Source organism: Arthrobacter sp. 05T423 (assembly GCF_056396245.1).
Genome location: NZ_JBFTLC010000017.1, coordinates 1 through 17,394, shown reverse-complemented (window position 1 = coordinate 17,394; position 17,394 = coordinate 1). Strand labels below are relative to the sequence as shown.

The 17,394-nt window shown below is 64.7% G+C and carries 13 protein-coding genes and 3 pseudogenes; 7 read left to right on the top strand and 9 right to left on the bottom strand.

The features are described 5' to 3' along the window. Positions 1 to 523: 523 nt before the first annotated feature. Positions 524 to 1,423: an SDR family oxidoreductase gene (locus AC1DFE_RS13600; RefSeq protein ID WP_476906402.1), complete on the bottom strand. Its 900-nt coding sequence runs from the start codon at positions 1,421 to 1,423 to the stop codon at positions 524 to 526. A 456-nt stretch (positions 1,424 to 1,879) separates the two neighbouring features. On the opposite strand from AC1DFE_RS13600, the gene AC1DFE_RS13595 reads away from it, so the two are divergent. The 4 genes and pseudogenes from AC1DFE_RS13595 (at position 1,880) to AC1DFE_RS13580 (ending at position 5,140) form a co-directional block, all read left to right on the top strand. Beyond that, entirely contained in the window at positions 1,880 to 2,548 is a 669-nt protein-coding gene (locus tag AC1DFE_RS13595; protein ID WP_476906401.1) for a dihydrofolate reductase family protein, read from the top strand. A 440-nt stretch (positions 2,549 to 2,988) separates the two neighbouring features. Further along, complete coding sequence (locus AC1DFE_RS13590; protein ID WP_476906400.1) at positions 2,989 to 3,939, top strand: cation diffusion facilitator family transporter; 951 nt, start codon at positions 2,989 to 2,991, stop codon at positions 3,937 to 3,939. A 250-nt stretch (positions 3,940 to 4,189) separates the two neighbouring features. Beyond that, a complete protein-coding gene (locus AC1DFE_RS13585) occupies positions 4,190 to 4,336 on the top strand; it encodes a hypothetical protein (RefSeq protein WP_476906399.1) in 147 nt (48 codons plus the stop codon). 220 nt (positions 4,337 to 4,556) lie between these two features. Then, a pseudogene (locus AC1DFE_RS13580) lies at positions 4,557 to 5,140 on the top strand (dihydrofolate reductase family protein). A 333-nt stretch (positions 5,141 to 5,473) separates the two neighbouring features. Here the strand turns inward: AC1DFE_RS13580 and AC1DFE_RS13575 are convergent. Continuing rightward, positions 5,474 to 5,758 (bottom strand): annotated as a pseudogene (locus tag AC1DFE_RS13575) (hypothetical protein); the annotation flags it as partial. Positions 5,759 to 5,874: 116 nt separating this feature from the next. On the opposite strand from AC1DFE_RS13575, the gene AC1DFE_RS13570 reads away from it, so the two are divergent. The 3 genes from AC1DFE_RS13570 (at position 5,875) to AC1DFE_RS13560 (ending at position 9,831) form a co-directional block, all read left to right on the top strand. Continuing rightward, entirely contained in the window at positions 5,875 to 6,939 is a 1,065-nt protein-coding gene (locus AC1DFE_RS13570; RefSeq protein ID WP_476906398.1) for a sodium:calcium antiporter, read from the top strand. Positions 6,940 to 7,097: 158 nt separating this feature from the next. Next, positions 7,098 to 8,690, top strand: a complete 1,593-nt coding sequence (locus AC1DFE_RS13565) for a S53 family peptidase (protein ID WP_476906397.1) — start codon at positions 7,098 to 7,100, stop codon at positions 8,688 to 8,690. Positions 8,691 to 8,928: 238 nt separating this feature from the next. Continuing rightward, positions 8,929 to 9,831 carry a hypothetical protein gene (locus AC1DFE_RS13560; protein ID WP_476906396.1) on the top strand — a complete coding sequence of 301 codons (903 nt, stop codon included), beginning with the start codon at positions 8,929 to 8,931 and terminating at the stop codon, positions 9,829 to 9,831. Positions 9,832 to 10,794: 963 nt separating this feature from the next. Here the strand turns inward: AC1DFE_RS13560 and AC1DFE_RS13555 are convergent. The 7 genes and pseudogenes from AC1DFE_RS13555 to AC1DFE_RS13525 all read right to left on the bottom strand — a co-directional run. Continuing rightward, on the bottom strand, positions 10,795 to 11,700 hold the full coding sequence (locus AC1DFE_RS13555; protein WP_476906395.1) for an amidohydrolase family protein: 906 nt from the start codon (positions 11,698 to 11,700) through the stop codon (positions 10,795 to 10,797). Then, entirely contained in the window at positions 11,697 to 11,831 is a 135-nt protein-coding gene (locus tag AC1DFE_RS13550) for a hypothetical protein (protein ID WP_476906394.1), read from the bottom strand. The genes AC1DFE_RS13555 and AC1DFE_RS13550 overlap by 4 nt, the downstream gene beginning before the upstream one ends. A gap of 103 nt (positions 11,832 to 11,934) precedes the next feature. Further along, the gene (locus AC1DFE_RS13545) at positions 11,935 to 12,867 is read right to left on the bottom strand and encodes an NAD-dependent epimerase/dehydratase family protein (RefSeq protein ID WP_476906393.1); all 933 of its coding nucleotides are present in this window, start codon (positions 12,865 to 12,867) and stop codon (positions 11,935 to 11,937) included. Further along, the gene (locus AC1DFE_RS13540; RefSeq protein WP_476906392.1) at positions 12,864 to 13,928 is read right to left on the bottom strand and encodes an ABC transporter permease; all 1,065 of its coding nucleotides are present in this window, start codon (positions 13,926 to 13,928) and stop codon (positions 12,864 to 12,866) included. The genes AC1DFE_RS13545 and AC1DFE_RS13540 overlap by 4 nt, the downstream gene beginning before the upstream one ends. Next, the gene (locus AC1DFE_RS13535; protein ID WP_476906391.1) at positions 13,925 to 15,427 is read right to left on the bottom strand and encodes a sugar ABC transporter ATP-binding protein; all 1,503 of its coding nucleotides are present in this window, start codon (positions 15,425 to 15,427) and stop codon (positions 13,925 to 13,927) included. The genes AC1DFE_RS13540 and AC1DFE_RS13535 overlap by 4 nt, the downstream gene beginning before the upstream one ends. A 34-nt stretch (positions 15,428 to 15,461) precedes the next feature. Then, positions 15,462 to 16,517, bottom strand: a complete 1,056-nt coding sequence (locus tag AC1DFE_RS13530; protein WP_476906390.1) for a sugar ABC transporter substrate-binding protein — start codon at positions 16,515 to 16,517, stop codon at positions 15,462 to 15,464. Positions 16,518 to 16,573: 56 nt separating this feature from the next. After that, positions 16,574 to 17,394: pseudogene (locus AC1DFE_RS13525) on the bottom strand (flagellar biosynthesis protein FlgA); the annotation flags it as partial.

Sequence of the window (17,394 nt, the reverse complement as noted above, 5' to 3'; positions counted from 1 at the left end):
CGGCCCGCGAACCGATACGCTCCACGGCCAGGGACGTGGCTACGTCCGGCCCGCCGGAGCGTGTTTCAGAGCTACGCCAGATCCCGGCTTATAGCCAGCCGGGATCTGGGGCAGCCGGAGGTTCGCGGCCCCGTGCCGCTGAGCCAACTACACGAAATCCGGTGGCATTTGGCTGGGAGCATGCCCACCGGAACAGGTCCAATGCCGCCGATTACCTCGTGCTGCTGCCATCCGCGGTCCGCTTCGCCCGTGCAGGCACGGTGATGGCGCCCTTCATTCGGCGTCCAAGCTTTCGCCGTCGTCATTGGGCGTTTCCTCCTGCGGCAGGTCGTTTCCGCTGCCGTCCGGAATGCCTGCGGCTTCCTGGCCCGACTCCCGGGAGACCGGCGCCGACCCATGGAGATCGTTGCCAAGGGCTGTGCCAGGCTCGGTTTGCTGGTTTTACTGTCTCTTGCTTCCTCCCGTTGCGCATTACTGGTCTTGATGGTTCTGATCATGGTGCCGTTACGCTGTGCGTTCCTGTTTAGAGCCCCTTGCCCCCGGTGACCGGAACGACCGCTCCGGAGATGTACGAGCCATCTTCCGATGCAAGCAGCACGTACGCCGCGGCGAGCTCGGCCGGTTGCCCTGCCCGCTCAAGGGGCGTGTCCTGGCCGAATGACGGGAGCTTGTCTGGCCACTCGGTGGCCGGGATCAGGGGTGTCCAGATCGGGCCTGGCGCCACTGCGTTGACCCGGATCCCCCTGGGCCCGAGCTCCTGGGCGAGGGCCTTGGTGAAGGCAACCTGGGCGGCTTTGGTCATGGCATAGTCGATGAGGCCGGGAGAGGGATTGAAGGCCTGGATCGACGCGGTAGTGATGATCGAGGCGCCGGCCTTCAGGTGCGGCACGGCCGCCCGCGCGGACCAGAGTAGCGAATACAGGTTGGTGCGGAAGACCCGGTCAAACTCTTCGGTGGGAAGGGTCTCCAGGCTCTCGCGGTTCTTCTGGTAGGCCGCATTCAGCACCAGCACGTCCAGCCGTCCGAACTCCTGCACCGACTCCTCCACGATGCGGGTGCTGAAGTCCTCCTCGCGTCCGTCCCCGGCGAACAGCAGGACGCGGCGTCCAGCCTTCCGGATCCAGTCAGCGGTATCCTGCGCATCATCTTCCTCCTCCGGCAGGTAGGAGATGGCGACGTCGGCCCCTTCACGTGCGAAGGCGATGGCCGCGGCTTTGCCGATGCCGGAGTCGCCACCGGTGATCAGCGCGGCCTTGCCTTCCAGTTTGCCGTTCCCCTCATAGCTGAGTTCCCCGTGGTCCGGTTTGGGATCCATGGGCGCCGTGAGGCCGGGCTGTTTCTGTTCCTGCTCGGGGAACGGACCGGTGTGGTAGCCGCCACGTGGGTCTTTTGGTTGGTCTGTTTGCTTGTCCGTGTCGCTCATAGTCCGCCTACTCACTGTGTCGGTTTCGAAGCTATTCCGCCCGGAGGACCAAAGTCCACGGCGCGGGCAATAATCAGTAAACTTACCAAACGTCGTCGATTGCGCAACGGGACAGCCTTGCTCTGGGATCAGTGCACCAAAGTCTGAACCGGAGGTGCAACAGTTCAAGCGTCGAAACGGAGCGGCCGGCGAAACCGGGGAATCTAGCAGGTCACCGACATCCGGCGTAGCTGCCGACAAGCCGGCGGCAAGCACGCGAATGTCGAGCCCTGGAGAGGGTTGCATCATTAACGGGGGAAGTAGGGACTTTATCCCAGCCATCGTCCGCTAGCAGCCACCAACGTTGGGATATTTTCGTCCCTGACCGTGAGGTTTGGACTACTTGCGTGACCTCGTGCCCGGTGAGGATGTGAAGCTATACAGTGATTGCCAACGACAAGCACTTCAGGAGATGACATGTCCCTCGTCCGCGTGCATAACTTCTCTGTCTCCCTCGACGGCTTCGGCGCCGGCGAGGGCCAGCAACTCGACGCTCCGCTCGGCCATGCAGGCTCACGACTAATGGAGTGGGCTTTCGAGACGCGAACGTTCCGCGAGATGGGCATCCACGGAGAGTCGGAGGGATCCTTCGGCGTTGACGAGGCGTTTGCCAGCACGTGGGGGCCCGGGATCGGCGTGGAGATCATGGGGCGCAACAAATTCGGCCCTCAGCGCGGTCCCTGGGAGGACGAGGAATGGAAGGGCTGGTGGGGCGATAACCCTGTCTTCCACACCCCTGTCATTGTTCTGACACACCATCCCCGGCGCGTACTCGAAATGGACGGCGGAACAACCTTCCATTTCGTTGACGCCGACCCCGTCTCCGCGCTCAAGCAAGCTCGCGCCCTGGCCGGCGACCTCGACGTCCGGATCGGTGGCGGCGTCAGCACGATTCGACAGTTCCTCGAGGCCGATCTGATCGACCACATGCACATCGTCCTCGTCCCGATCGTCCTGGGCCGGGGTGAACGAATCTGGGATGGACTCGAAGGACTCGAACAACGCTTTGAAATCGAAGCGACCCCTTCTCCATCCGGAGTTGTCCATCTGATCTGCACCCGTCGCCCGGCCCGGGTGGTCGTGTGAAGGGCGGATACTTGGAACGTGGCGAGCAGGAGGGCGCCGGAGCCGTGTCCTGGGAAGCCCAGGACCGCAAACAGAGCACATGCAGCTCTAGTCAACATATCCACCGCCCTCAGCATCATGCTTGAGAACATCCTCACGTCGCGGACTCTTTTCGTAACGTCGACGTCGTTGAGGAGGATCCCGGTGCGGTTTGCCACGGCAGGTGAGGCCGGAACCGGTGTAGGAACCTGGCTCACCCAGATCCTTGACCATCGGGTTGTCGACTGCGCCCGGCCCTGTCGATTTGGCGGCCGGTGTCCCGTCAGCAGGCGGAGATATGACTGACAGCGGCGCGGCGCGGACGAGCTGCGCCTCATCAAGCTGGCCGGCCACCGCGCCTGGATCAGCGTCCCGTACTACTGCCGGGGCATCATTTCCGTCCCGATGGGTACGGTATCCCCATGGCGGCATCCGAGAAACGATATAAACCCGGCTCCACACTGCAGACTGTTGTCATCGCCTTCACGGCGAACGCCCTTGTTGCCGCGGCCAAGTCGGTGGCAGCAGTCCTCACCGGATCTGCCTCCATGACCGCAGAAGCCGCGCACTCCTGGGCGGACACCGGCAACCAGGTGTTCCTCTTCATGGCGGAACGGCGCTCCCGTCGCCCGCGGGACAAAAGCCATCCGATGGGTTACGGCCGGGAGGCGTATGTCTGGTCGATGTTCGCCGCTTTCGGGCTCTTCACCGCGGGGGCGGTGGTGTCCATCATGCACGGCATCCAGCAGATCATTGAACCGGAGCCCGCGTCCGACTTCCTGGTGGCGTACGTGGTCCTGGCCGTGGCCTTTGTCCTGGAAGGAGTTTCGTTTGTCCAGGCTTTCCGCCAGACGCGTGAGGCAGCCCATGAGCTGGAACGGCACACACTGGAGCAGGTCCTGATTAGCTCCGATCCCACCCTGCGGGCAGTATTTGCGGAGGATGCTGCCGCGCTCGTTGGCCTGGTAGTCGCGTTTGCGAGCGTGTTTTTGCGCCAGGTCACCGGATCGCCTCTGCCGGACGCCATGGGCTCGATAGCCGTCGGTGTTCTGCTGGCGGTTGTTGCCGTGGTGCTGATCGACCGTAACCGGCGGTTTCTGGTGGGCCAGGGGGTAACCCCGGACATCGAACGTTCCATGGCCCGGCGGGTGCTCAAACACCAGGACATTGCCCGGCTCACCTACCTCCACCTGGAGTTCGTCGGCCCCCGCAAGCTGTACCTCGTCGCGGCGGTGGACCTGCAAGGCGACCACCCGGAACACGAAGTAGCCGTGACCCTGCGCAGGATCGAGCGTGAGCTGGAGGACCACGAAACGGTGGAGGAAGCCGTGCTGACGCTGGCGACACCAGACGAAGGCGACTTGCGCTTCTGAGGACGCGCTGAGGGAAAACGAAACCCGGGACGAGCTGCCCGCGACACTGGACCTTGCGATAGGCGGATGGAGCGGTCCCGGAATCGGCTGGCCGGACGGCTGTTGCATCGGACACTGGCCCGGTTGTCGCCGCTGGGACCGGCGAAGCGCCTGATCCAGGCAGCCCCCGAAGATCCGGTGCCTGCCGCAGGGGATGCCGCCTCCGGGGGTGGTCCAGGCCGCCAGGGGTCCCGGGCAGCGGATGGAGGACATGGGCTACAAGACCTACCGGGCCGGGGTCGCGGTAAAGCAGCGCACCGGCGGCGTCCTGACCTCCCGGAGCGCCCCGGCTACCAAATCCTCGGCTGCCGGGCGTTCCGTCGTGGTCGGTCCGGCGCGCGACGGGAGCGGCCCCTGAAGGAGCTCGACAGCGAGCTCGGTCATGAAGTCGCCCCAAAGATCGGCCCGCCGTCAGCCGGCGGCTCGGCCGTGCACCCCGGGAAGAGACCGTCGGAGACCTGCCGCCGGTGGCGGTCGGCGAGGATGCCATTACGTGCTACAAACCCCAGAATCGCCACACGAGGGCATGCTAGTCGCAATCACTAAGGAGGTTCGCGGTGCCGGACACCACTTGCCACATGTCGATCTCCCTTGACGGCTTCGTCGCCGGGCCGGACCGAAGCCGCGAGGACCCCCTGGGCAAGCGGGGGCGGGAGCTGCACGGCTGGCATATCGGCGACCCGCGAGCCAACGATGCCGATAAGCTGGCGAACGAGTGGCTCATGCGCCCGCGGGGCGCTTATGTGATGGGTCGGACATGTTCGGTCCGATCCGCGGGGACTGGGATGAGGAATGGACCGGGTGGTGGGGACCCGAACCGCCGTACCACGCGCCGGTGTTCGTGTTAACCCATCACGGGCATGACCCGATCCAGATGGACGGCGGGACGACCTTCCACTTCGTCACCGAGGGTTTCGACGCGGCCTACTCGCCCGCGTGCCAGGCCGCCGGGGACAATGGAGTGGACATCGCCGGTGGGGCCTCGACCGTCCGCCAGGCACTGATCGCCGGCGTGATCGATGAACTCACCCTCGACATCGCACCGGTGCTGCTCGGTTCGGGCGAGCGCATCTTCGACGGGGTTGAATCCTTCGGTTTCGAACCCGCTGAGGTGCTTCACTCACCGCTGACCACCCACATCCGCTATCGCCGTGTTAGCTAACTACCGCAGCCGTCGGCCCCTGCGCAGCAGGACGGTCATTCAACCCGCTCTGCCCGTTAGGTAGATGGCGAAGGCGAGACCGCCGGTGAACCAAGCCCGGCGCTGCGGTAGTGGGCCGCCTGGACTACGCCTTTCCCCGGGCCACGCTCACCATTGACGGGCCGGTGCCAGGCTGGATCAGCACCGACCGGGGCAATGCCGGGGTGAATCTCGACGGAAGCAGATCGACGGACTTCGCGAGCGTCACCGCCCTCACCAAAGGAGCAGCGGGGGACCGCCTCGTGAGGCTTGCCTCCGATATTGCCCTCCGGTACAAGCCCGACGCCGTCGACCTCACCGAGCTGATGTTCGACAAGAACACCTTCGGAGGCGATGACCTCGCGGTGCAACCCTGGCATGGACGTTCGGGCGCCCTGGGACCGGGCCGGCGGGAACCGGGCCGACAGCGGGCAGGACTATGCCCTCCTCGCCCAGGCGGCGGACCGGCTCGTATTGGCGGAGCAATCCATTGGTGTTTTCGTTGGATCCTCGCTGCCATGGGCTGGCGGGGTCGCAGAAGTAGACGTCCATGTCGGTGGCGAGGCTGAATGCGCCGTGCTTGGCCATTTCGGCGCCTTGGGTTCTCTGTTTGTTCCACTGACTGCGTATCGGAGGATCGGCATGTTTGAGGGCCTGATTGGGTAAGTCTGATCTGTGGGGAGTAAAGAGGTTTGACGGGATGAAGGGAAAAATCGATGCAATCGTTGCCGTTGGCAGTTCTGCTCCTGGTTTTTGCCGGTGCTGCGGCCGTCATTTGGGTGGCGGGGATCCAGCTGTCCAAACAGACGGACGTGCTCGATGACCGGCTGCACCTCGGTTCGGCCTTGGGCGGGCTGATCCTGCTTGCGGTCGCCACGAACCTGCCGGAAATTGCGATTACGGTGAGCGCGGCGGCGGCTAACAACATTGGCGTCGCGGTGGGGAACATCCTGGGCGGCATCGCCATCCAAACAGTTGTGCTGGTCGTCCTTGACGTTTTCGGCACCAAGGGCACCGGGCCCCTCAGCTACAGGGCAGCATCCCTGACACTGGTTATCGAGGCGGTGACCGTCATCGCGGTCCTTGGCGTTGTGATCGCTGGCAGCCAGATGCCCAGCAGCCTCATCGCTTTCCGTCTCACCCCTGCCGCACTGCTCATCACCGTGATCTGGGTCCTTGGGCTCGTCCTGGTGCAGCGCTCCCAGAAAGCCCTTCCGTGGCACCAGCAAGGCGACGCCCCCGGCGGGCAGGACAAACCAAAAGGGCATTCCAAGCAGCAGACCACGGAACAAAACAAGCATGTCGGCACCGGGAAATCCGCGCTCATCTTCATCGTCGCAGCCCTCGTGACGCTCGGCGCCGGCGTGGTCCTGGAGCGGAGCGGTGACGCAATCGCGGGACACATCGGACTCTCGGGGGTGCTCTTCGGAGCAACGTTCCTGGCCCTGGCCACCGCGTTGCCGGAAATTTCCACGGGCCTGACCTCAGTGAAGCAAGGAGACTACAAGCTGGCCTTCAGTGACATTTTCGGAGGCAACGCCTTCCTGCCCATCCTGTTCCTGGTAGCCGTACTCATCACCGGCCAGCCTGTACTTCCCCAAGCCCAGGCCACCGACATATATCTCACCGCGCTGGCCATCCTGCTGACGCTGGCGTATCTGCTCGGGCTCATCTTCCGACCTAGAAGAAAAGTGCTCGGGATGGGGACAGATTCACTGGTCGTGCTCGTCCTTTACCTGCTGGGCATCGCCGGGCTATTCGCCGTCGCCAGCACCGGGTAGGTCCGCTGCCATGGCCCCCACCATGAAAGGCTGCGGGCCACCCCAGCCGTTGGGGTAAGCCTGGTTAACAATCGGGGTACTTTGTCCTAGAGGGCCGAACGACGTTCCACTGACAGTACCGAGGCCCTGAACGGTCACCGTCCCGCCAACGGAGCACTATGTCTAAACAGAACACCACACCCAACCCCCCTGAGCGGAGCGTTCCGCTTGCCGGTTCGGAACGGCAGGCCGCGGTGAGGATCCAGGCCACGCACGGGCCCGTGGGACCTTCCAGCAGGATTGAGGTGACCGTGATCCTGCGCCGTAAGGAACCGCTGCCGGATCCCCCCGCCGTGACCCCGTCCCGGGACGAGCTCGCGGCCCGCTACGGGGCCTCCAGCGGGGACATGCGTCTTGCGAACGACACTTTCACGCGGCTTGGAGCGGAAATCCTCGAAGCGGACTTGGCCTCCCGCCGGTTACGGCTGGCCGGAAATGCCGGGCAACTGAGCCGGATCTTCGGCACCAGCCTGGAGGAAGTAACCAGCAGCGGGCCGCACGGCCACGACATCACCCACCGGCACCGGACCGGAGGCCTGCAGATACCCGCAGAGCTTGACGGAATCGTCATAGCCGTCCTGGGTCTAGACAACCGGCCCCAGGCACGTGCGCAGTTCCAGGCCATCCCGCTGGCCGCAGCCGGCACCAGCTACACCCCGCCGGAACTGGCCATGATCTACAACTTCCCCGCAGGTGCAGACGGCAACGGCCAGTGCGTGGCCATTATCGAACTCGGCGGGGGCTTCGGTCAGGCGGATCTGGACGCCTATTTCGAAGGTCTGGGCATCACCGGGCCGAAGGTGGCGGCCGTAGGAGTGGACGGCGTTGCCAACCGGCCAGGGCAGGACCCGACGGGCGCAGATGGGGAAGTGCTGCTCGACATCGAAGTGATCGGTGCGCTGGCACCGAAGGCCGACATCCTCGTCTACTTCGCCCCGAACACTGATGCCGGGTTCCTAGACGCGATCATCAACGCCTCCCACGCCGCTTCGACACCGGCCTCGATCAGCATCAGCTGGGGCGAAAACGAGGACGCCTGGACGGCCCAGGCACGGACCGCGTTCGACCACGCCCTCGCCGACGCCGCGGCGCTGGGCGTGTGTGTCACCGCAGCGGCAGGGGACAACGGCAGCGCCGATGCTGCCACGGACGGCAAGGACCACGCAGACTTTCCGGCCTCCAGCCCACACGTACTGGCCTGCGGCGGCACCCGCCTTGACGCCGACCCCGCCGTCGGGACCATCAGATCGGAAACCGTCTGGAATGACGGGCCGAAGTCCGCCACGGGTGGCGGCTACAGCGATATGTTCCCGGTCCCTGCCTGGCAAAGCGGCCTGCGTGTCCACGCCCGCCTCCACCATCCGCGGCCACATTCCAACCCCAAGGGACATGGCCGCGGGGTCCCGGACGTCAGCGGCGTCGCGGACCCGCAGACTGGCTACCGGATCAGGGTTGATGGACAGGACATGGTCATCGGCGGCACAAGCGCCGTCGCACCGCTCTGGGCAGCACTGATCGCCTTGTTCGCCCAGACGACCGGTCGGCGGTTTGGCCAAATCCAGCCTTTGCTCTACAGCCGGACAGCCGGCTTCCACGACATCACCTCCGGAAGCAACGGCACGTACCAGGCAACAAACGGTTGGGATCCCTGCACAGGGCTCGGCAGCCCCGACGGGACAGCCCTGCTGGCGGCAATCAGATCCACTCCCTAAATCTGCAGCCGGTGCCGTTCACCCGGGCCCCGTCCTCGGCGACGGACTGGCTGAAAACGAAGAGGCACGCCACCGGCGGGGATCCCGACTGTGTCATTGCTTACGTTCGGGACAAAGTTGAGGAAACTCCCGGGTCGGCGTGGAAACCTTAACGATGAGCCGCAGGTGGGTCAGATACCCATTGGCGGAGCAAGTGACCCATCGACGCAGAACTGGCTGCACGAACAAAGCTGGAAAAATGACCAAACCTGACAATAACGATACTGAAGGACCATCCGAGAAGGCCGCTCAACCCGGCAACGGCCTAGGTCTGAGCCCCATCCAGATCATCGCCGGCGGCGGCGCCGCTGCGGTGGCTTCCGTCATTGGCGGGCACCTCGGCATGGCAGGAACCGTGGTCGGTGCCTTTCTCCTCAGCGTTGTCTCGGCCATTGCGCTGCCGCTGTTCCGCGCCTCTCTGGAAAAGAGCCACGAGCAGATCAAGCGCCTTAGGCCCCGACGCGTCACGGATGCAGCCCGGACTAGGCGCCCACAGATTGCCGTGGACACCGCGAGCATCGTCCGGGCCACATCGGGCAAGGTCTCCACTACGCCTTTGTCGCCGGAGCAGCCTTGGGAAGTCATCGCCGATGCACGGCTCGCCCCCCACAAAGCACCCAGGGGCCGGAAGGCCCTGGTGGCTGCCGGTGGAACAGCCGTCATCTTCCTTGTTGGAGTGGGGTCAGTCCTTGGCATCCAGTCAGCCACGGGTGTTGTCCTTTCGAGTGGAACGAGCGCTCTACAAACCGGTATTTCCCAAGTCGTGTCAACTGCCGGCAACATCAAGGGCAGGCCCCTCACGAACCCGAAACCGAGCGCCCAACCAGTCGAGCCGAGTACAGTGCCAACGAATACGGCCACCGACCCAGCCACAGACTCGGCCACAGACCAGACCGAGCAGCCGGCGCCCACGCCCACCCTCGCAAGCGACCCCGCAGCAAGTACGGAACCCGCGGCACCAGCCGGTGCGGACACACCGGTACCGTCGGGCACGCCCGCTCCAGCCGCGGGAACATCGGACGGAAGCAGCGGTACGGACGGAGCCGACAGCCAAACGCAGCCAACCGTCGGAACATCCGCGGGCGGCCCCCCAGCCAAGTAGATTTCATCTGACTGCAGCCCAGCTGCTGTAGCCATGCACGCCGGCCCCACCCGGGTAAACGCGGGAAACGGCAAGGAACAGCCACGGTTGAACATCAACCGTGGCTGTTGCCGTGGACCGAGAACGTCAGAACGCCGGTGGGAACCCATAGGTCGCCTTGATGCTCCGGACCTTCTCGAGCCGCCCCTACTGCGTTGACTGGCTATTTGGTCATCGAACAGAAATAGGGAAGCTTCTGGCCGGCCGTGGCCGTTCCGGTAGGTCGTGTCGACATAAATCCGGTCTTCAGCCACCCGCGGATCTGTGGCCGATATGAAGAGGGAGGCGGCTCCAAATCCAGCCAGCATTGCCGACACTTTCGCACACCAGAGGTGCCGCCCGGTTCGAAGGTGAAGTCTTCGTGGTGGAGTTGCCGTGGTGGCAGCCCGGCCTGCATCAAGGCCGTTGTCGCTGCGGGGGCGAACCGGGGCGACGCGAAAGGTAGACGTCGCGGGTCGTCAGCTCCGGAACCAATGGACTGGAGGCTGTGGGCCGTTATTGCGTTCCGGGGCTCGGACGCGGGGTCCGGTCAGGAAGATCAGTTGGGCTCTGCGGTGCCGGGCAATGCGCCAGGAACGGAAGGTTGAACCGCAGCGCCCGCGCGGCGCCTAAACCGCCAAGGCAGTCACAGCGACAGCACTCAGGCGACGCGTGACCAGCACGGATGAGACGGCGGCGCGGCTCATTGACGGCGCACGACGGGTGCCGTTGGAAGTCTCCGGCGGCCCTCGCCGGGTACGGGGAGCTCCTGAGTACTTTGGCAAGCCCGTTTACCCCAACCACGTCGAACGGCAGCGTGGGTAGCCAAGATGACGCGCTCCCGGGCCATGCGGGTCCGGAATTCCCGGACACTGCGGCCGTCAATATTAAGCTCTGCCAGGGTTCCTTGGACGGAGGTTTCCAGGTCCGGGGCAACCACGGTGTTCATGGGATGCGATAGAACCTGCGGGCTGTGCCTGCGAAGAGGTCGTTTCGATCGGCCTCTGTAAACCCTGACGTGATTTTGTCGAAGGCGCTGAAGACGTCCGTGTAGCTGGAGTAGAGGCCGTCCACCGGGAAGTTGCTGGCGAACATGCATCGTTTGGGCCCGAAGATGTCGATGGTTGTCAGCACTATCCGTCGGATGCTATCGGCCGTCCATGTGTGGTCGTTGGTGCCGAGGGCGGATATTTTGACGGCTGTGTTCGGCTGCGCTGCGACGAGTTCCATACCCTTTGCCCACTGACTCAGTGCTTCGTCGTCGCGTTCGATAGGCATGCCGGCGTGATCGAGAACGATTGGTGTGGAGCTGTGCTGGGCTGCCAGACGGGCGGCCTGGGCGAGCTGTGATGGGAAGACCTGGAGGTCGAAGGAGAGACCAAGATTGCTGAGGGTCTTGAACCCTGCGACCCACTGGGGGTCGTTGATGAGATCATCGCGCTCACGGTGAGTGTAGTAGGGGTCGGGGTGCCAATTAAGGATGTCGCGGACGCCCCTGACGGACGACCGTTCGCGGTGGCTTTCGAGCTCTTCGTGGGCATGGGGCGAGGCCAAGTCGACTTTGACCACCTGGACGCTGGGAATACCTGTCTCGGCGCTGACCTTGTCGACCCATTCGGACTCCCATGCCGGGTCGGCGGCGCCATTTTCGACGTGGACGGAGGCGACCAGCCGCGCATCGATGGCCGCGAGGCCAGCGGCGTCAGCCAGGTAGTCGGCTGCTAGGTAGTCACGCCGGAGCGGAAGGTCGTCGCCGTGGTATCTGGCCTTGGGAGCACCTTCCAGCCACGGGTAGCTGGCTCCGCTGAGAAGGCAAAGGTGGTGGTGGGCGTCGATGACGTTGAGGGTCAACCTGAGGTCCTTCCGGATCGTGAAGCGTCGGCGATGGTCAGTTCGACGGCGGAGTGGTCCAGTTCTCCCCGGCCATCAGAGACCATCTTTTCGAAGATGTCCCTGAGCATCAGGGACAGCGGGAGCTGCATGCCTCTCTTCGCCCCGGCATCCTCGGCGCCTCCACCGAGGATCCGTAGGAGCTGGGTGCAGTCCAGACGGCTAGACCGAGGAGTGAAACTCTTGACGCCCTGCTCACAGGTCAAGGTCTTTCAGATCGACTAGGTGGTCCTCGGAAATCTGCTCGAGACAGTGCCGGGCTTCGAAGCCGAGCCATTCAGAGGCCCGGCGCAGCGAAACGGGGACCTCGCGGCCGGGAATGCTTTCCCGCGGGACAGCCGCGGCGTACCTGTCCAGGGCCTCGTTGGTGGGCTGGCGCAGGTATGTCGTGGGGGCGGCCACCAGTATTCCCGGAGCTGGGGGAGTGCACCGCTGAAGTGCTGCCCCGACCGAGGCTGCCGCGTCGCGTGTGTCGAGATAGGTCCAGCCTTCGCAGGCCTGCCGCCGCGGGTCTTCGTTCATGGCGCGGCGTATGTGCTGGGCCAAGACCGTCCCATCCTGTGCGTAGATGTCCCGCACCAGCGGAAAGCGGATCCCGGTGAGTTCTATCCCGTACCTTCCGGCTGTCGCTTCGGCGGCGTGCTCGTTGGCCTGCTTGGACAGCGAATACGCGTCGGCAATGACTGCCGGTTCGTCCTCGTCCCAAGGGTAACGGGAAGGCAGGACGGGGTTGGGGTTCAAGGGGAGGCCGAACGCATTGATGCTGGACGCGTACACGACTTTCCGTACACCCGCCCGACCTGCGGCTTCCATGACGAGGAAGGTGCCCAGGGCATTGGTGGCGTAGATGTCCTCGGGGGTTCCCTGGTCGAGTCCAGCAAGGCCGGCGAGATGAACCACGGCGTCCTGCCCCGCGACTGCCTTGTGTACGGTGTCCGGGTCGGTTACGGAACCGGTAATGTAGCGGGCGGTCTTGGTTTGGGCCTCCGGTCCGGGGACGCTGAGGATGGTCACCCCAACGCCCTGTGCGGTCAGGTGTTCGACCACGGCACGGCCGATCAGTCCGTCCCCGCCGGTGACAAGGACACGCTTGAGGCTCGGGGTGCCTGGATGGTGTGCCTGGATCATCGGGCGGCTCCGCTCGGTGCGGCCTGTCCGGCGGAAGAATCCGGGCTGGCACCGGAGGCCTTGTCCTGGTTGTCGGCCTTGGCGCGCTTGAGCATCGGCCAGCCTTTGCTGATCTGGTCGACAGAGACGGCGACGACGACGACAACGCCGGTGACGATCTGCTCGTAGAAACTGGGGACGTTCAGCAGAACCAGGCCGTTGGTGAGGGCGCCCAGGATGAGTGCGCCGACCAGGGTCCCGCCGATGCGGCCTTCCCCGCCCATGAGGTTCGCGCCGCCGATGACGGCTGCGGCGATGGCGGTGAGCAGGTAAGGGCTGCCCGCTTCGGACTGGGCGGCGGAGATCCTGGCGACGACCACCATGCCGGCCAGTGCAGCGAGCAGGCCTGAGATGCCGTAGACCAGGAGTTTGACGCGGTTTACGCGGATGCCGGAGAGCCAGGCTGTCTCCTCGCTGCCGCCGGTGGCGATGACGTTCTGGCCGAACACCGTGCGGCGCAGCAGGACCCAGGCGAGGATGGCGACGACGATGACGATGATGACGATGATCGGGACTCCGCCGATGTAGCTGTTGAGCAGGAACACAAACGAGGAGGGGACGTTGTAGACGGGGGTGCCATTCGTGGTCACGTAGGCCAGGCCCTGGTAGACGCTCATCGTGCCTAGCGTGGCGATGAATGGTGGCAGCTTCAGCAGTGTGATCAGAACACCGTTGAGTGCGCCCGCGGCGAAGCCCAGGACTAGGCCGGCCAGCAGGCCCGGCACCGGGGCGACCCCGGCGTTGACCATAAGGTTGGCCGAGACGATGCCGACGAAGCTCGCGATGGAGCCGACGGACAAATCGATCCCTCCGGTGACGATGACGAACGTCAGTCCGATGCCGATGAGGGCGTTGACGCAGGCGGATACTGCCACGTCCCTGAGGTTGTTGATGGTGAGGAAGTTCGGGTTGAGGATGCCGAACCCGATGAAGATCACCACGGCCGCGGCGACGATGCCTAGTGCCTGAAGGTTCAGCGGACGTCGCCCTTCCGCCCGGCGCACTGCAGTTTGATTGGTCATGATGCTCCCTTCGCGATTCCCATGGCGCTGGCCACGAGGCTGTGTTCGTTGATGTCGTCGCCGACATGTTCAGACGAGATGCGTCCTGCTCGCATCACCAGGACCCTGTCACTGAGTGAGATGATTTCAGGCAGGTCGGAGGAAACGACGATGACGGCGTTCCCGGCTGCGGCGAGTTTGTCGATGAGTCCGTAGATCTCGGCGCGGCCGCCGACATCGACGCCCTTGGTGGGTTCGTCGAAGAGGAACACCCGTGAACCGCGCCTGAGCCATTTGGCGATGACTATTTTCTGTTGGTTGCCGCCGGAGTACTGGCGAGCAAGGAGCCGGACGTTGGCGGGCTTGAGCGCAAGGGAGTCGCCGATCGCGCGGGCCACGGCAGCCTGCTTCCTGGGACTGATGAATGGGCCGGGGCCGGTGAGCTCCTTGGCCCCTGCCAGGGCGATGTTGGCATAGGCCGGCATCTGAAGGGCGAGCCCCTGCTGCTTCCGGTCTTCGGGGATGAACGCGATCCCGGCATCCCGGCTGTCATTGGGCGTTCGGACGCGAAGTGCCTTGCCTTCGATCTCCAGTTTCCCCGCGGCACCGGGGTCCGCACGGACGATGGCGCGCAGCAGCTCGGTGCGCCCCGAGCCGACGAGTCCGGCAATCCCCAGCACTTCCCCGCGCCGGACCTCGAGTGAGTTGGGGTGGCGGGAGAAAGGGCTCGAAACATCCGTGGCGCGGAAGAGCGCCGCCGCATCGGGAGCGACCGGATGTTGCCTGCGGAAGCTGAGCAGTTCCCGGCCGACCATGTTCCGCACGATTTCCTCGACGGACGTCTCAGACATGCGTTTCTCGAAGCCGACCCGACCGTCCCGGAGGACAACCACCCGGTCGGAGACGCTCATCACCTCCGGCATCTTATGGGAGACGAAAATGACGCCGACTCCGCGGTCCGTGACGATCTGCCGCACGCGGGTAAGGACGGCCTCGACGTTGTGCTCCAGCATGGAGGTCGTCGGTTCATCCAGCGCCACAATCTTGGCTCCGAAGGCGAACGCCTTGACGATGGTGAGGGCGTGCCGCTGTGCCGGGCTCAGGTCTCCCAGCCGGGCCGTGGGCTTGAGGGGAAATCCCATCGAGGCCACATCGGCGAGGGCGCCCTGCACTGCGTCCCCTGCGCGGCGCCGCTCCTGCGGCGTCTTGCCCAGGAGCAGGTTCTGCGCGACGGTCAGCTGGGGCACGATGGCCGGTTCCTGGTGGGCGATGACGACTCCGTCCGCCAGCGCCCGCCGCGGCGAGTACTCGCCGCGGCGGACCCCGTCCACGGTCACCGTTCCGTGGTCAGGGGCCAGGGAGCCGCCCAGGATTCCCAGGAGCGTGCTCTTCCCGGCGCCGTTCTCCCCGGCGAGGGTGAGTACCTCGCCGCGGTTCAAATGAAAGCTCACGTCGTCCAGCGCACGCACCCCTGGGAAGGACTTCGCGACGTTGCGGATCTCGAGGAGGGTCTCAGTCATTGTTGGTCCTGTGTTGGTCCTGTCGTGGCCTGGCTTAGGGCATGCCGGTCATGTACTTGGAGACATTCTGCTTGTCGATGACGAACGCCGGTACATCCACCCAGGCAGGCACCTGCTTGCCGGCGAGCATCCACAAGGCGACGTCCACACCGGTGGCGCCTTCCGTCGTCGGCCGTTCACTGACGGTCGCCGTGTAGGTGCCGGCAGCGATCTGCTTCTTCGCCTGGGGGATGCCGTCGGTGCCGACGAGCAGAACCCTGCCCGTGAGGCCCTTGGCATCGATCGCCGACTGGACCCCGAGCGCCATGCCGTCGTTCTGGGAGTAGAAGGCCTTGATGTCCGGGTTCGCGGTGAGCATGGCGTTCGCAATGGTCTGCGCCTGGTTCGTGTCCCATTTGGCCGTCTGTGAGGCAACCAGGTTCAGGTTCGAATGCTGGGCGACACCGGCCTTGAAGCCTTTGCCTCGGTTCAGCGCGTTCGAGGAGCCAGGGTCACCCTCAATCTGGGCGACCTTGCCGCCGGAGGGCAGCGCCTTGGCGATGTAGTCCGCAGCGGACTGCCCGATGGTCTGGGCGTCCGGGCCCACGTACACGACGCCCGGGAGCGTGCCTTTGGCGTCGTTGAGCACGATCGCCGGGACACCCTTGGCCAGTGCTGCCGAGAAGACGCTGTCCAGAGCCGTGGCGGAGATCGGCGACGCGAGGATCGCGGAACATCCCTGATTCAGCGCGCTCTGGGCCTTGTCGAGCTGCTCGGTAATGGAGGACTCGTCGTTGACGGCATATGTCTGGAACTGGACGCCGAGCTTCTTGGCCTCGGCCTCGAAACCGTCCCGCTCATAGCCCCAGAACTCATTGGCGAGCGTGCGGGTGACGTAGCACAGCTTCACCCCGGACTTCGCCTCGGGGGCCTCGAGGGATTTCTGCAGTGAGTCGACGTCGGTCTTCTGGTCGGCCTGGACGAGCGAGGCCAGGTTGTTGCCTGAACCGGACGGCGAGCTGGGCTCGGGTGTTGCGGAGCAGGCGCTCATGGCGAGGGCGGCAACAGAGACGGCGGCAATACTGGCAAACCAGCCAATACGTTTCGTCATGGTGGTTCCTTTCATCTTTGGAAGGGGGTGTTGCAACAGTGGGGTAGCAGGGCCGGTCAGACCGTCGTGCGGATCAGGGCTTCGGTTTCGCGCCGCAGCTCGAGGGCGGTCGAGAGGGACTCGTCGATGATGATGTCCTCCCATTTCACGCTGTTGCCCTTGGCTACGGAGTTCTTGAGTTCGACGTGGTGGGCCAGGGCCACTGGCAACAGTCCTTCGCGGACGGAGGTCTCGGCCGAGACGAGCTTGCCCCACACCGTGTAGCCGCCTTCGCCGTCGAGGAACTCGCCGGCCAACAGGTCCTTCTTGGCGGTGGCGACGACGTCACCGAAGAAGCCCTTGGGAGTCCCGGTAGAAACACCACGCAGCACGGCGTTGGCGATCGAAATATTCAGTTCGAGGCCCACGTAGTGGTACGGGCGGTAGAGGGCAGCGTACTGGCCGGTGGGGTCCGGGTGCCAGGGGTATTCGGTGAAGCAGCCGGCAACGTAATCGTTGGTGGCCTTGACGACGACGAAGACGCCCTCCTGGGTGTTGAACGGGATCCAGTGGCCCTCGCGGGTGACGCTGGACATCACGTCCACCGAACCCTCGTGGGCAAGGACACCGCCGACCTCCGAAGGCCGGCAGATCGTGGCAATTTCCTCGATGTTTCCGGGCGTAAAGGTCAGCCCGGTGTCCGACGGCGTGAGGCCGGCGCCGTTGGCGACGGCGGCCATCTCGATGGCTGCCTTGGTGCCGTCACGGAAGGAGGTGTGCATGTACGGGTTCAGCTGGCCGGAGTCGGTGAGCTCCTTGGAGAACTCCCAGTTTTCCCACACGTTGTCCGGGTTCATCTCGTGGTAGTGCTCGAGGTACTTGGCGCCCTTGCCCGCGC